General features: G+C 57.8%; 13 protein-coding genes. 7 read left to right on the top strand and 6 right to left on the bottom strand.

Features of this window, described 5'->3' with window-relative positions; genetic code table 11:
• Positions 1-2 precede the first annotated feature (2 nt).
• The 6 genes from moaA to FY034_RS04985 all read right to left on the bottom strand — a co-directional run bounded on the left by moaA (position 3) and on the right by FY034_RS04985 (position 6,409).
• Positions 3-995 (bottom strand): GTP 3',8-cyclase MoaA, encoded by a 993-nt coding sequence (gene moaA / locus FY034_RS05010; protein ID WP_265554227.1) that lies wholly within the window; start codon positions 993-995, stop codon positions 3-5.
• A complete protein-coding gene (gene mobB, locus FY034_RS05005; RefSeq protein ID WP_265554225.1) occupies positions 992-1,498 on the bottom strand; it encodes a molybdopterin-guanine dinucleotide biosynthesis protein B in 507 nt (168 codons plus the stop codon). The genes moaA and mobB overlap by 4 nt, the downstream gene beginning before the upstream one ends.
• Positions 1,498-2,136 carry a molybdenum cofactor guanylyltransferase gene (mobA, locus tag FY034_RS05000; RefSeq protein WP_265554223.1) on the bottom strand — a complete coding sequence of 213 codons (639 nt, stop codon included), beginning with the start codon at positions 2,134-2,136 and terminating at the stop codon, positions 1,498-1,500. Before mobA ends, mobB begins: the two co-directional genes overlap by 1 nt.
• 2 nt (positions 2,137-2,138) lie before the next feature.
• Positions 2,139-4,733, bottom strand: a complete 2,595-nt coding sequence (locus FY034_RS04995; protein ID WP_265554222.1) for a putative bifunctional diguanylate cyclase/phosphodiesterase — start codon at positions 4,731-4,733, stop codon at positions 2,139-2,141.
• Positions 4,734-4,923: 190 nt separating this feature from the next.
• Positions 4,924-5,964, bottom strand: coding sequence for an ACR3 family arsenite efflux transporter (arsB, locus tag FY034_RS04990; protein ID WP_265554221.1), 1,041 nt, complete (start codon positions 5,962-5,964; stop codon positions 4,924-4,926).
• A gap of 103 nt (positions 5,965-6,067) precedes the next feature.
• Positions 6,068-6,409: an ArsR/SmtB family transcription factor gene (locus tag FY034_RS04985; RefSeq protein ID WP_265554219.1), complete on the bottom strand. Its 342-nt coding sequence runs from the start codon at positions 6,407-6,409 to the stop codon at positions 6,068-6,070.
• Between the two features lie 89 nt (positions 6,410-6,498).
• Here FY034_RS04985 and phnD point away from each other — a divergent pair, with 89 nt between their 5' ends.
• The 7 genes from phnD (at position 6,499) to FY034_RS04950 (ending at position 15,570) form a co-directional block, all read left to right on the top strand.
• A complete protein-coding gene (phnD, locus tag FY034_RS04980) occupies positions 6,499-7,365 on the top strand; it encodes a phosphate/phosphite/phosphonate ABC transporter substrate-binding protein (protein ID WP_265554216.1) in 867 nt (288 codons plus the stop codon).
• Complete coding sequence (locus tag FY034_RS04975) at positions 7,362-8,840, top strand: ATP-binding protein (RefSeq protein ID WP_265554214.1); 1,479 nt, start codon at positions 7,362-7,364, stop codon at positions 8,838-8,840. Before phnD ends, FY034_RS04975 begins: the two co-directional genes overlap by 4 nt.
• Positions 8,827-10,233, top strand: a complete 1,407-nt coding sequence (locus FY034_RS04970; RefSeq protein WP_265554213.1) for a sigma-54-dependent transcriptional regulator — start codon at positions 8,827-8,829, stop codon at positions 10,231-10,233. Before FY034_RS04975 ends, FY034_RS04970 begins: the two co-directional genes overlap by 14 nt.
• 354 nt (positions 10,234-10,587) lie before the next feature.
• Entirely contained in the window at positions 10,588-13,155 is a 2,568-nt protein-coding gene (locus FY034_RS04965) for a molybdopterin-dependent oxidoreductase (RefSeq protein WP_265554210.1), read from the top strand.
• A gap of 19 nt (positions 13,156-13,174) precedes the next feature.
• Positions 13,175-13,945, top strand: a complete 771-nt coding sequence (locus FY034_RS04960; RefSeq protein ID WP_265554208.1) for a 4Fe-4S dicluster domain-containing protein — start codon at positions 13,175-13,177, stop codon at positions 13,943-13,945.
• A 73-nt stretch (positions 13,946-14,018) separates the two neighbouring features.
• Complete coding sequence (locus FY034_RS04955; RefSeq protein WP_265554206.1) at positions 14,019-14,657, top strand: TorD/DmsD family molecular chaperone; 639 nt, start codon at positions 14,019-14,021, stop codon at positions 14,655-14,657.
• On the top strand, positions 14,650-15,570 hold the full coding sequence (locus FY034_RS04950; RefSeq protein ID WP_265554205.1) for a 4Fe-4S dicluster domain-containing protein: 921 nt from the start codon (positions 14,650-14,652) through the stop codon (positions 15,568-15,570). Before FY034_RS04955 ends, FY034_RS04950 begins: the two co-directional genes overlap by 8 nt.
• The last annotated feature ends 9 nt before the right edge of the window (positions 15,571-15,579 follow it).

Raw genomic sequence — 15,579 nt, 5'->3', positions numbered from 1 at the left:
CGTTACCCTCCTACCTGGGCCATGCTGAAGTTACTGTGGGCATACTCACCACACTTGATGGCGTGCCCTTCCGGCTTTGATGCCACGATCCGCTGCAGGGCAGCACAGAGTGCCTGGCAGTCCGGTGGCCGCAGAAACGGCAGCAGATCGGTCTTCTCATCGCTGAACAGGCAGCCCTTGGCCTGTCCCTTCGCCGTGACCCTGATCCGGTTGCAGTCGTTGCAGAAGTGGCCGGATACGGCGGTAATGATGCCGATGCTGCCTGCGGCGCCGGGGATACGGAAATCCTGGGAGGGGCCACTGAACGCCCCTTTGTCAATCGGTTCCAGCCGGTACTGTTCGGCAATCCGTTGCAGCACTTCCTGGCCGGAAAAGCAGAGCCGTTGCCAGCCCTCTTCCCTGACCACCGGCATATATTCGATAAAACGCACCGGACAGCCCCGCGTACGGGTCAGCTCGGCAAAATCAAGGATCTCCGCGTCATTGATCCCCCGCATGATCACCACATTGATCTTGGGGTGAGGGAACCCGGCCGCCAGCGCGGCATCCAGTCCGGCCAGCACCTTGTGCAGATCGCCGCCTCGGGTGATCTCCCTGAATCGCTGAGGATTAAGCGAATCGAGGCTGACATTCAGACGCTGCACACCTGCCCGGTACAGATCAGCGGCCATCTGCTCCAGCAACAGGCCGTTGGTGGTCAGGGCCAGGTGACGCAGGCCCGGAATGGCTGTGAGCTTTGCCAGAAAATCGATCAGACCGGCCCGCACGGTCGGCTCGCCGCCGGTGATCCTGATCTTCTCGATCCCCAGCCGCACGGCGCACTCGGCAATCATCTGCAGCTCTTCAAAGGAGAGTACGCCGCTGTGGCCGGCATCCTGTACCCCCTCGGCAGGCATGCAGTAGAAGCAGCGCAGATTGCAGCGGTCGGTCACCGACAGGCGCAGGTAGTTGATCCGGCGGTTATAGGTATCCCGCAAGGGTGCCTGACCGTTCATTGCAACAGCCTTTGCTCAATAAAATCAGCCAACTGTTCCGGCCTATTCAGATCCAGCAGCGGGACATCAACCGTAAGCGGCGTGTCGCTGGCAATGGCCAGCAGGGTTGGATCATGGTTGTTCCCGCGGCAGATCAGCGCTCTGGCCAGCGCTCCCCGGTGCAGTTCTATCTTGGGCAGGCTACTCTGCTTGAACCCCTCGGTCAGGATGATATCCAGGTCAGGGCCGCAGATCCTGAGCAGTTCCTCAATGGCCGGGGCCTGCTGGTGCCGCCGCACAAGGGCAAGTTTCTCACCGGAGCAGATCAGCATACTGTCGGCACCGGCTGCGGTCAGACGATGGCTATCCTTGCCGGGATGATCGATCTCGAAGCGATGGGCATCATGCTTGATCGCGCCGACCCGGTAGCCCCGTTCCTTCAGGATCGGTATCAGTTTTTCCAGCAGGGTGGTCTTACCGGTACCGGAATGGGCCACAAAAGAGACAACAGCCGGTCTGCTCATCAGGTTTCCTGTCTGCAGGCCGCGTACTCCTGCGGAGTATTGATATTCAGCAAGGCCCTGCCGCCGGGATCGATCTGCGCCAGCTGTTCAGGGGTGATGGTCGTAACCTTCAACTGCTCCAGCACGGCGTTAATCCGGTATTGACCGGCCTCAAGCGCCGCCTGCATCAGGGGCAGGCAGGACTTGCGGTAGAGGGCAAACAGCGGTTCCAGACCGCCGGCAGTGGCCGGAACGACCGCATCACAGGAAGCTGAAGCGGTACAGATCAGGCGGATCAGCTCCGGGTCGGGAAAGGGGATATCACAGGAGGTGACAAAGATCAGGTCCGTTTCAGCATGCTGCAGACCGGTATACAGCCCTCCCAGGGAACTGCCGGGATAGCTGTCCGGCACGACCTGCAGCCGGTATCCTGCAAAGCGTTCCGGCCGGTCACCCACCAGCAGCAGATGCTCGAAACAGCCCTGCAGGGCCGACAGAATCCGCTCGATCACCGGCACACCGTCAACCGCAAGGAACGCCTTGTCCTGCCCCATGCGACGGCTCTGCCCCCCCACCAGCACCACAGCGGTTATGTCAGGCAACCGCGTAGGCATCGCTGGCAGGCACGCCCGGTGCAGACCGCTCCCGGCTGTCAACATGATCAGGCACCCTGATCATGTCCCTTTGTGGCCTTTCTGATGGTTGCTTCAGGCCTGCCGGTGTAATAGCCCTGGGCCAGGTCTATCCCCAGCTCCCGCACCGTCAGCAACAACTCTTCACTCTCGATATATTCGGCAATGGTTTTGATGCCGAACTCCCGGGCCAGCACCGCCAGGGTCTTGACAAAGGCCTTGTCTTTGGGATCGTTCAGCATATTGAGCACAAACATCCCCTCAATCTTGACAAAGTCAATCGGCAGCCTTCGGATATACTGGAATGAAGAGAAACCTGAACCGAAATCATCAATGGCAAACTTGAACCCCTCCAGCTTCAGATCCTGAACAAACTGCTCCAGCAGGGTCATGTTCTTCACGGTTTCCCGCTCGGTGATCTCAAAGACCACCTTGTCATGGGCGATCTGATACTGGTTGGCCAGCTTGATGATTGAAGGCACAAACTCTTTGAGGATCAACGACTTGGGAGAGAGATTGATAAACAGGTACCCATCGTAGCCATCAGCCTGGGCCAGGGCAAAGACCTTTTCCATCAGAATTGCATCAAGGCGGCTGACCACCCCCAGTTTTTCAGCAATCTCGATAAACTCTGAGGCCGCGATAACCTGATCACCAACCACCACCCGGCAGAGCACTTCGTTGCAGACCACCACCTGCCCATCGCTGGTGACAATCGGCTGGAAATACGGGACAACCTGCTTCTCATCCAGCGCCTTGAGCAACAGTCGCGACATCTCGCTGCTCTTCTGAAAGACCTCCACCACATCATCATTGGTCGGGACAATGATGCAGTTTTTACCCAGCGACTTCGCCTTGTAGGTCATGTTGTCGGCAAACAGGAACAGGTCTTTGGCCGTCGTGGCATGGTCAGGACAGACCGCATAGCCGATGGAGGCGGTTCCGCGGATCTTGTTGCCGTCGACCGTCACCAGGGTCATCGCCTCCATGGCCTCCCTGATCCGGTTGGCAACCATATGCACCTGTTCATGATCGGCATCAGGCAGCACAATGGCAAACTCATCGCCGCCGTAACGGGCCAGGATATCCCCCAAACGCAGACTTGCATGAATGGTGTCGGCAATCTGCACCAGGTACTTGTCTCCCACCAGGTGACCGTAGGTGTCATTGATATGCTTGAAGTTATCCAGATCAATCACCAGCACCCCAAACTGCTGGTTGTGCCGCTCGGCGCGACCGATCTCATATCCCAGCAGTTCCCAGAAGACCCGTTGGTTGAACAGATTGGTCAGCGGGTCACGGGTGGCGTAGTACTCAAGATCCTTGGTGTACTTGTAGATCGCCTTGATCGAACCGATCACATTCAGCATGGTGGTCAGGATACTGTTGATCACCAGTGAACGGACCGGGTCGGCCATAATCTGGGACTGCACCCCGATCCCCACCACGCCGCCGATCTGGGGCATATCCAGGTAGAGCGACTTGGTCTCCAGCTCGATCTCGTCACGGGCAAGTTCCAGCAAGGGGGCAGATTCATTGGTGATGTTATGGATAATCAGGATTGCGGCATCTGAGCTGCTGTGCAACTTCTCACTCTTGATCTGCTGCCTGATAATTGACTCCATGGTGCTGCGGGTTGCCGCTGTCGGCGGAGCAGACCAGAAGATCTCGATATCATACCCTTCGTCATCGACCTGGAAGACACAGAACAGGGCATAGGCCGGCATGACCTTATTGACCTCATTCAGCAGATAGCCGACCCGCTCCTTCCAGTCCCGGATCGCCTCGGAGGTAATGATAAAACGCTCCAGCACCTTGATCTCAAACTCCAGCATTTCCCTGCCCACGGCAACGTCACGGATCCGTGTCACCAGCCCGCTGAATTCGCCGAAGATCGCCTCAAGCTCACCAAACTTCAGTGTTTCACCTTCCGACTCAAGCTCCTGGCCCAGCAGGGTCAAATCGGAAACCGTGGTGACGGAATGCACCTTGCTGTTCAGTTTCGAGACCGCATCACCAAGATGGCGGTTCACAAACCGTGCAACCAGAAACGCCATCAGCAGCGGAAACGGCAACAGCAGCAGGAAGCTGGAAAGCGCCCGGTTGAGCAGGGTAAAGGTGGCCTGGCTGATATCCTCTTTAATGGCAAGGAGTGCCTGGGTCTGGCCAGCCTGAAATGTCGGGTGGCAACTGCGGCAACCGGCCTCTGCCTTGACAGGAAAGACATTGATCGAGGTGTACGGGGTATGGTGGTGCACGACCGCACCGGTCCGGAGTGCCTTGGCAACAGCCGGTTCATCGCTCTGCCAGGCGGCTGCACCGCTCTGGGGGGTCTGAATGGTAATGGTCTGCCTGGGGAAAAGCCGGCGATAATCATCAAGGGTATGCTCGATGTCGGTAATCGTGCCCCCACGCTCCATAACCTCGGTAATCGCCTCAAGGATATGCCGGGCGATCAGACCCGACTCATGGGTTTTGGTGTCGTGGGCCTGTTTTAGAAAGAGAAAGGAAACAATCACAATGACAACGGCAAAGGTAACCGCAGAAACAATCAGGGTTGCCGTAAAGATGAAACGTTTGAGGGTGGCGGCGGTAAACGAAATAAATTTTTTAAATAGGAACATGGCCCATCCCGATAAAATTTCGTTATCACAAGAGGTGCGAATCCAGACACCATGCATACCATGGCCAGAACGATACACGACACCAGACTGCCTCGCAACACTTTATAGCTGTATAATTTTATTTAATATTTACAAACAACTCGTTTTTTGACTCCCGTCATTTTTCGAGGAATTCCCAGGCCATTGCCGATTACGACCAGCGGCGCTGAAACCGGAACGCCACATGGACCAGGCCGATCATGACCGGCACCTCCACCAGCGGCCCGATCACGGCTGCAAAGGCCGCCCCGGAGTTGATACCGAATACCGCCACCGCCACGGCAATGGCCAGCTCAAAGTTATTGCTGGCTGCCGTAAAGGCCAGGGTGGTGGTCTTGGAGTAGTCCGCCCCCAGCTTCTTCCCCATCCAGAATGAGACCAGAAACATCACCACAAAATAGATCAGGAGCGGAATGGCGATCCGTACCACATCCAGCGGTAACTGCACGATAAGATTGCCCTTCAGGCTGAACATCACCACAATCGTAAACAGCAGGGCAATCAGGGTCAAGGGGCTGATCTTCGGCACCACCTCTTGGTGGTAACGCTCCCTGCCCATCACCTTCACCCCCACCAGACGGGTCACGGCGCCGGCAATACAGGGGATACCCAGATAGATGAAGACACTCTCGGCAATCTGGCCGATGCTGACCTTGACCGCCATCCCCTGCAGCCCCACCAGTGGCGGCAGCACGGTAATAAAGATCCAGGCGTAGACACTGTAGAACAACACCTGGAAGATACTGTTAAAGGCCACCAGGCCGGCAGCGTACTCGGTGTTCCCCCTGGCCAGCTCGTTCCAGACAATCACCATGGCGATGCAACGGGCCAGGCCGATCATGATCAGGCCCACCAGATACTCCGGCTTGTCCGGCAGCAGCAGGGCCGCCAGCAGAAACATCAGCACCGGCCCGACCAGCCAGTTCTGCAGCAGCGAGATCCCCAGAATCTTCTTGTTCCGGAACACCTCCGGCATATCTTCGTACTTCACCTTGGCAAAGGGCGGATACATCATCACGATCAGGCCGATCGCGATCGGGATGTTGGTGGTACCGACCTGAAAGGAGTTGATAAAGGCCTCTGCACCGGGGACCAGATAGCCCAACCCGACCCCCAGCGCCATGGCAACAAAGATCCAGAGTGTCAGCCAGCGGTCGAGAAACGAGAGACGTGATGCAATCTGTTCAGACATGGCGCAAACCTCCCGCTGCAAAAATTATCTTCACAAGTATCGTTTCCATCGTCTATTATCCGCCTAGGCGGATATATATTCGACAAAAAATATATACTGAAAATCAGATACAATTCTTTTCAGCGCGGTACGCCTGCAAACGCAGACGATCCTGCCCCACATCGGGAAGCGTGGCGCAAAGGGCACTCACAAGCGACAGCAGATCGGCCATCTGCCGGCCCAGGCCGGCTGCCAGCGAATAGTACATCCAGACACCACCACGCCGGTCCTGCAGCCAGCCGGCGTTTTTCAGATAGGCCACATGCCGGGAGACCGTTGACTGGGGCAGTTCCAGGGCCGCCATCAGGTCACAGATGCAGAGTTCACCATGTTCCTGCAGCAACACCAGGATGCGGAGTCTGGTTTCTTCCGAAAGGGATTTGAAGAGATAGGCGACCTGTTTCATACCAAAACAAATATCCGTGAGAACGGATGAGGTCAAGCGGAAAAATCATGACAGTGCTCCCTCCACAAAGACCCGGTCTAACAGGCAGTGTGCTTGCAGCAGCGCTGCTGTTATGCACCTGTCTGCTGCCTGTACCGCCGGCGGTCGAGGCTGCCGAGAAGCCGTTGATCCGTTTCGGCGTAATCCCCCGCTACAACCCGCTGGTCATGTACAAGCGTTACCAGCCTATCATGGATTATCTGACCGCCGAAACCCCCTACCATTTTGAGCTGAAGATCAGCAAAGACTACCCTGAGGCGGTCCGTTTTCTGCAGCAGGGGGTAACCCAGATCAGCTCACTGGGGGATGTCACCTTTGCCGAAGCCAATCTGCGCTACCAGGCCATGCCGATCCTGAAACCGCTCAACAAAGCGGGCATCCCGTTTTACCGCAGCGCCATCATTGTCCGTAACGATTCGGCATTGCAGAGCATTGTAGAAATCAAGGGAAAGACCATGGCCTTCGGCTCACCCCATTCCACCTCCGGCAACCTGATCCCGCGCTACCTGCTCTGGGACAACAAGGTACGCATGCAGGATCTGAAATCCTTCACCAACCTGCAGCACCATGATGCCGTGGCCAAGGCGATCCTGAAAGGTCAGTTTGATGCCGGGGCGGTCAAGGATGTGGTGGCCGAGAAATACAAACCGCACGGTCTGCGGATCCTGGCCTGGTCCAAGCCGATCCCGGCAGTACCGCTGGTGGTCAGACGGGACACGCCGCCAGAGGTGGTGCAGGCAATTACCCGGGCACTCCTCAAGCTGGATCGTAGCAACCCCCGCCACAAGGCGATTATGAAAAACTGGGATGATGAGTTCAACAACGGTTTTGCCACAGCCCGGCAGCAGGATTATGCCGACATCTTCCGTATGATCCGCGCCATTCCAACCGGATGCGGCGTCGGGTGCCACCAATGACCACCCGCCGCTTTATCAGCATCAAGACCCAGTTTGTGCTGATTGCCATGCTGATGGTGGCACTGTCGTCAACCCTGTGGGGCGTTTTCGCCTGGAAGACCGAACGGGATCTGCTGTACAGGAACCTGGAAAGTGAAGGCCGCCAGATGCTGACCTCCCTTTCCTCACCAATCATCAATGCCCTGGTGTATGAAGAGATGGGGGTGATTGAGGAAGGCGGCCTGCTGGACAATTTTATTGAGGAGATCATGAAGAACAGCGCCCTCAAGGTGGTGGCTGCCTTCGTGACCGACCAGAACGGCAAGGTCCTGGCCCACAACCAGTATACCGAGTACGGCAAGCAGTACGATGATCTTCTGACCCGCACCGCTATCACGGAAGGGCGTTATCAGGCCTCGCTGCAAAGGCAGCCGGGGCAAGCCGCTGCCATGCTGAATATGGCCATGCCGCTGCATATCTACCAGAAGAGCTGGGGGGCCCTGCGGGTCGTGGTCTCCACCGCTCCGCTTGAGGCGCAACTCCAGGCGCTGGCCAGACGTATCGCTGCCACCTCGCTGGCCTTTTTTCTGTTGGGGATGGCAGCCTCGTACCTGATCGGCCGCAGCATGGCCCGCCCCCTGCAGCATTTGTCCGGGATAATGGCCTCGGTATCCACCGACAACCTGCTGGTTGAACTCCCGCCCGACCGTCCCGATGAAATCGGCAGGCTGCAGGAAAGCTTCCGCACCATGCTCGAACGCCTGGGTCAGAGTGAGGCAGAACGCAAGCGTGCGGTGACACAGCTGGTACAGAGCGAGAAGCTGGCCACCTTGGGCAAGATCGTGGCCGGTGTGGCCCATGAAGTAAACAACCCGTTGGGGGCCATCAACGCCTCCATCTACAACCTGGAGCAGAAAAGCGGCAACCAGCTGCGTAACATGGAAATAATCAAACAGGGCGTTGAGCGGATAGAGCGGATCGTGCGCCAGCTGAGCGACTTCAGCCGGACCGCCTCGCTGGAATTGCAGCCCCTTGCCAGCGACAGCTTCTTCAGTGAGTGTGCCGAATTCAGCCGTGTGGCGCTCAAGCGCTTTGATGTGGAGCTGGTGACCGAAGACCGCTGCACCCCGGCGCTCATGCTGCAGCTGGATAAAGGCAAGATCCAGCAGGTGCTGCTTAACCTGCTGTTTAACGCGGCCCAGGCCTCGCCCCTCAGAGGGATAATCCGCTTGTCGGCGCAGTTCACCCCCGGCTACTACCAGCTTGAGGTTGAGGACCAGGGCAGCGGCATCCCGGCCGAGGCGCAACGTACGGTGTTTGATATCTTTTATACCACCAAACATGCTGGCGAAGGGACCGGTATCGGGCTGGCCATCTGCAAGAGCATTGTTGAAATGCATGGCGGCACGATTACCTTCAGCAGCCGTCCGGGAAAAACCGTGTTTACGGTCAGCCTGCCCTTGACACCAACGGAGACCGGCAATGAACTCCTTTAAACTCCTGCTTGTTGAAGATGACCCCTTGCTGGGTGAAGCCCTGTTTGAGGCCTTGCGAGGCAAAGGGTTCAAGGTGCGGCTGGCAAAGAGCGGCGCCGAGGCTCTGGCTGCGGCCAGTGACGAATCCTTTGACCTGCTGTTGCAGGATGTCAGGCTGCCCGATGTTGACGGTCTTGACCTGCTGGCTGATCTGCTGCAGATGCAACCCACCGTACACGCCCTGGTCATGACCGGTCAGGCCACCGTTGAAATGGCAGTGCGGGCAATGAAACTGGGAGCCTTTGATTTTATTACCAAACCGTTCTCCGTGGACGTCCTGCTGCTGAAGCTCGAGCGCCTGTTGGAGTACCGGGGGCTGGAAAAACAGCTGGAGGCGTTGTCTGAGGACACCGCAACCACCAGGACCATCATTACCCGCTCACCGGCCATGCGTACCATACTGGACACCATGACCATTGTTGCCGCCAGCGAGGTGGCGCTGCTGCTGCAGGGAGAAACCGGCACCGGCAGAAGGCTTTTGGCAGAAACCATCCACAGCATGAGCAGCAGAAAGGATAAACCGTTTATCAGGGTAAACTGCCTGGCGCTGCCGACCCAGCTGATTGAGGCAGAGCTGTTCGGTGTTGAAAAAGGTGCCCTGCCGGGTGCCGACCGGGCCAGGGCCGGGTTGCTGGAAAAGGCGTCCGGGGGCACCCTCTTTCTTGAGGAGATTGCCGAGCTGCCGCTCAACATCCAGGCAGGCCTGGTCAAGCGGCTTGAAGAACAATCCACCACCAGGATCGGCGGCAGCAGCCACCATCCCCTCGATATCCGCCTGATCTGTGCCACCCGGCATGACCTCAAGCTGCTGGCCGCCGAGGGCCGTTTCCGCAGGGATCTCCTCTACCGGATCAATATCGTGACGTTGCCGATACCGCCCCTGCGGGAGCGTCGTGAAGATATCCCCCTGCTGGCCTCCCACTTTGTTGAGCGTTTTGCCCCCACAAGGGAACAACAGATCCGGCTCACCCCCGGCCTGCTTGACGCCCTGCTCCTGCGCCCCTGGAGCGGCAACCTGCAGGAGTTGAGCAATCTGATCGAACAGCTCACCGTCCTGTATCCCGGTCAACGGATACGGGAACATCAGCTCCCTCCCCTTGAAGATGCCCCGCTGCATATCGGCAGCCAGTTTGAAAAGATTCAGGTGGGAATACCGTTGCGTGATGCGGTTGCAGATTTTGAAAGGCGCTATATCCTGCGGGTTCTGGAAAGTCTGGGTGGCCAGAAGGGCCGGGCTGCCGAAGTGCTGGGGATTTCCCGCAAGGTGCTCTGGGAAAAACTGAAGCGACAGGAACCGGAGCAGAGTGAGGATACAGCAAAAAGCGCTTGTTACGACATCGTAACAGACAGCTAGATCAAAGGCTGTCCGCGTCAACGGTTGCAAAGGCGTGATGCGCCTGCATTCAGCAAGCTTTATTAAAAAGATTACATTTCACACACCACCGCATTAAAAACATCTCAAACCGCGGTTGATCCGCCCGCGTAACACAAATAATATCAATAATTATATAGAGTTGCATGATTTTATATCCTGCGCTATGGTAGGATTATCTCGGGTCACCATGGGAACCTGATTAAGGAGAGGCGATCCTGAACCAGATGCACCAGGGCAGATCCTGCGGCACTCGCCGCAACGGCAAGACCGCCTTCACGGTCAGGGCCGGCTGCAAAAACGGTCACACATACTACCACGTAAAGGAGGAATGGGATGGAGATCAAACGCAGAGATTTTCTCAAGATTAGCGCCGCAGCCGGTGCTGTCGCCGCTGTCGGACTGCCGAAGCTGAATGCCTTTGCCGCGGGTCATGATGCCAAGGCAGGCGAAGCCCCCAAGGGTGAGTGGCTGCCCTCCACCTGCCAGGGTTGCACCGCCTGGTGTCCGGTTGAGTTCTATGTCCAGGAAGGCCGTATCGTCAAGGTGCGCGGCAACCAGCTTTCCAAGGCCAACAACGGCTACTGCTGCCCCCGTGGTCACCTGATGATCCAGCAGACCTACGATCCGGACCGGATCAAGGTGCCGATGAAGCGGACCAACCCGCAAAAAGGCAAGGGGATCGACCCCAAGTTCGTGCCGATCTCATGGGATGAGGCGCTGGAGCTGATGGCCGACAAGATGATTGAGCTGCGTAAGACCGGTCATCCCGAAAAGCTGGTCTACATGCGCGGCCGCTACTCCCCAACCTCCACCGATCTGCTGTACGGCACCCTGCCCAAGATTTACGGAACCGGCAACTACTTCTCCCATAGCGCCCTCTGTGCCGAGGCCGAGAAGATGGGGCCGGGCTACACCCAGGGCTTCTTCGGCTACCGTGACTACGACATGGCCAAGACCAAATGCCTGGTGGCCTGGGGCTGTGATCCGCTCTCCTCCAACCGCCAGGTGCCCAACGCCATCAACAAGCTGGGCGACATCTTTGACCGGGGGGCCGTCATTGTCGTTGACCCCCGCCTCTCCTCAATTGCCGCCAAGGCCAATGAGTGGCTGCCGATCAAACCGGGCGAAGACGGCGCATTGGCATCTGCCATTGCCCATCAGCTTTTGACGGAAGGTCTCTGGAGCAAAGAGTTTGTGGGTGATTTCAAGGATGGCCAAAACCTGTTCAAGGCCGGAGCAACGGTCGATGAAGCGGCCTTTGCCGAGAAACAGACCCACGGGATCGTCAAGTACTGGAACATTGAACTGAAGGACAAGACACCGGCCTGGGCTGCCAAAAAGACCCTGATCCCGGCTGAGCAGATCATCACGGTTGCCCGAACCATGGGCAAGGCCGGATCACGCTGTGCCGTCTGGATGGGGCCCGGTGTGGCCATGACCCCGCGGGGCACCTACGCCTCAATGGCGGTCTATGCCTTAAACGGCATCCTCGGATCAATCGAGACCGAAGGCGGGGTATTCCAGTCTTCCAGCTCGCCGACCACCAAGTTCCCGGCGCCTGACAAGTTTGTTGATGAACTGGCCAAACATCAAGGCCACGGCAAAAAGTTGGATGGACGTGGAGCCAAGGATATGCCGGCCATCATGGGCGGCTTTGATTCCAAGAAGGACAAGGACGGCAAGGTAACTGAAAGCGCCAAGGCCAACGTGGTCACCAATGCCGTGGCAGATGGAATCCTGAAAGATCCGGCCGCCTGCCAGATCTTCATCAGCACCTGGTCCAACTTCAACTTCTCCGCCACCGGCGCCCAGCGCTGGGACAAGGCCCTGGCCAAGGTGCCGTTCTTTGTGCATATGGTCACCAACGCCTCGGAGATGACCCAGTTTGCCGATCTGGTGCTGCCGGCCACCTTTGCCCCCACTGAAAAGCTGACTATCGTTACCAACATGGCCAACCTGCACGGCCATGTCTCCATCCAGCAGCCGGTCACCAAACCGCTCTGGAACGTCAAGGCCGAAGAGACCGAGGTGATGTGGCTTTTGGCCGAAAAGCTCAAGGCCAAGGGCTTTGCCAACCTGTACGACTACTATGCCTCCTTTGAAGACCCCGAGACCGGCAAGAAACCGGCCAATGCTGCCCAGTTCTGTGAGATCGCCGCCAAGATCAGCAGCTCGAAGGTCTGGGACGGCAAGGAGAAGCTGAAGGGCGATAAACTCAGCAGCTGGGCCGAGTTCAAGCAAAAGGGGATCTACAACACCGAGACCTATGCCTACAAAAAGAACTGGGGCAAGTTCAAGACCGTTACTCACAAGTTCGAGTTTTACAGCGAGACCCTGAAAAAGACCCTGACCCTGTTCGCAGCCAAGCACAAGACCAGTATTGATGACGTACTCAAGTCCAGCGGCTATGAGGCCCAGGGCGAACTGGTCTTTGTGCCGCACTATGAGTCACCCAAGCGGCACGGCAGTGAAAAAGAGTATCCCTTCACCTTTATTGACCACAAATCACGTCTCAACCGTGAAGGCCGCTCCGCCAACACGGTCTGGTACCAGGAGTTCAAGAAGGTTGATCCGGGTGACAAGAGCTGGGATGACGTGGCCAAGATCAACCCGCTGGATGCCAAAAAGCTGGGGATCAAGGATGGCGACACCATCCGTCTGACCTCCACCAGCGGCTCAATCACCTGCAAGGCCCGTCTCTGGGAGGGTGTGCGCCAGGGCACGGTGGCCAAGTGCTATGGCCAGGGCCACTGGGCCTATGGCCGTGTGGCTGCCAAGGAGTACGGCAAGACCCCCAGGGGTGGCAACAACAATGAACTGATGCCGTCAGATTTTGATCGTCTGAGCGGAGCAACGGCACGTAACGGCGGTTTCACCGGCGTCAAGATCGAGAAGGCTTAGGAAAGGGGGGATCTCACAGATGGCAAAACAATACGGAATGGTCATTGACCTGCAAAAATGTGTCGGCTGCGGCGCCTGCGCCCTGGGCTGCAAGACCGAGAACAACACCCAGGCCCGCACAAACGGCCAGACCTTTAACTGGGCCGACTTCATCTACAAAGAAGAGGGGAAATTTCCCAAGGTTAGCTTTTCAGCGATTCCGGTGCTCTGCAACCACTGCAGTGACGCTCCCTGCGTCAAGGCCTGCCCGGTGAAACCCAAGGCGATGTTCAAGACGCCGGACGGCATCACCATGCATAATGATGAACGCTGCATCGGCTGCCGCCGCTGCCAGAAGGCCTGCCCCTACAGTGCCATGGATGCGTCAAAGGAAAAGGCCGAGTATTCGGTGATCAGCGCCAACAGTGGCACCGAGGCCCCGCACAAGGCCTCCCGTGACACCACCGAACTGATCAGGGGCTGCACCGCCTCCGGTGCGGAGACGGCCAAGGCTGCCGGCGATGTCATCCCCAACCACAACAAGTACAGCCACCCCGATTACGCCAGCATCCGCAAGCAGGGTGTGGTTGAAAAGTGTATCTTCTGTGCCCACCGTGTGGCAAAGGGTGAGCAGCCCACCTGTGTAACGGTCTGTCCCTCCGGGGCGCGTGTCTTCGGCGACCTGAACGACGCCTCATCAGAACCGGCAAAGCTGCTCAAGAAATACAAGGCGGTACGCCTGAAGGAAGAGAAAAAGACCAGGCCCAATGTGGCCTATATCCGTTCCTTCAAAACAACGGTAAGGATCTGATCGTAACGTTTGACAGCTGACTGTGCTATCGGGGTGGGGCAACAGCCCCATCCCGCTTTGGTAAGGAGCCACCATGCCGGAACAAACCGCCACCACCGGCCGCGAAGACAGCTATCGGCTGCTGGCAGCCTGTTACTACTCCCCCAACCAGGCCCTGTTTGAAGAAAACTGTTGCACTTCCCTGGCCGGCCTGTTGTCGGACATGGCGCCAGATGCAGCAGCTTCTGCCGCAGAAGCCGCTGAACTCTTACACAAAATCCGTCTTGATGAGCTGCTGGTGGAACATGCCCGCCTTTTTATGGGACCGTTTAAACTGGTAGCCCCACCCTATGGATCAGTCTGGCTGGATCAGCACAAGTCCGTGATGGGGGATTCCACGGCAAAGGTGGCTGCCTTCTACCACGCCAACGGCCTGCATCTGGCCGATGACTTCCATGAGCTGCCGGATCACTTTGCCGTTGAGCTGGAGTTCATGTCGTACCTGGCCTTCAGGCAGCGGGAAGCCGCTGCTGCCGGAGTCCCCCGGGAGGCTGACCGGCTGCGAGACCTGCAACGTGAATTCCTGGGCACCTTCCTGCTACCCTGGTTTGAGCCGTTTACCGATGCGATCATTGACGATGCTGAGGCCCCGTTTTATCAGGCGCTTGCCCGCTGCACAGCTGCTTTCATCCGTGCCGATGCCCGTAGCCTGAATGCAGCCGCCCATGCCTGACAAATCAGAACGACAAAAACAGACAGGCAGCCGGGATGATCTGCAGATCGAGCCATCCCGCTGCCTGCGAATACGCTTCAGCGACAGCAGCTGCGAGCGTTGCCGCGCCATCTGCCCTGCCGCAGCCCTGTCACTGGAAGAAGGGCTTGCCATCAGCCATGATCAGTGTAGCGGCTGCCTACTCTGCACCACCGTCTGCCCCTCCGGCGCAGTTGAACAGCAGGCTGACTTTCAGACCATCATCCCGCAACTCAGAAAAGTACCAGAGCCGGTTCTGGGCTGCTGCCGCACCAGAGAACAGGCACATGCCTGGCTACCCTGTCTGGGAGGACTTGCCGAAGAACACCTGCTGGCACTGTGCCGCAGCTTAAGCGGCACCCTGACCCTGAATCTGGCTCACTGCAATGACTGTCCCAACAACAGCATGTTGGCGGTGCTGAAGGAACGGCTGCAGCGGATAACGGCCAGCGGGCTGACCACAGGTGGCTGCGAGCTTGTCACGGCAACGGCTCAGACAGAACTGCAGTACCAGCCTGAAAGCGTTGACCGTCGCAGCTTCTTCAGGTCCTTCCGCAACTCGCTGTTTCAGGCCGCCGCGGAAGTCGTGCAGTCCAACGCAAGGCCGGTGGAACGCAACAGCAGTTATGGAGACAAACGGCTGCCCCAAAGAAGGGAACTGCTGAACCGGACACGCCGCTCATTACCAGAAGAGATCCAGGCGGCAGCACAACAGTTTGATCACAACCTCAGCTTCAACACCGCCTGCAGCGCCTGTCAGGGCTGTGCAGCCATCTGTCCCACCGGTGCTTTGGTGATCACCGATCAGGAAGAGCACCCGGCGTTTCTGCAGGAACGCTGCACCGGCTGCGGGCTCTGCGTAGAGTTCTGCCTGGATCAGGCAATCAGCTTGTAGAAAGAAGAG

The organism is Trichlorobacter lovleyi, from assembly GCF_015239775.1.
GTDB classification, from domain to species: Bacteria; Desulfobacterota; Desulfuromonadia; order Geobacterales; family Pseudopelobacteraceae; genus Trichlorobacter; species Trichlorobacter lovleyi_B.
This window is presented reverse-complemented; position numbering and strand designations above follow the sequence as displayed.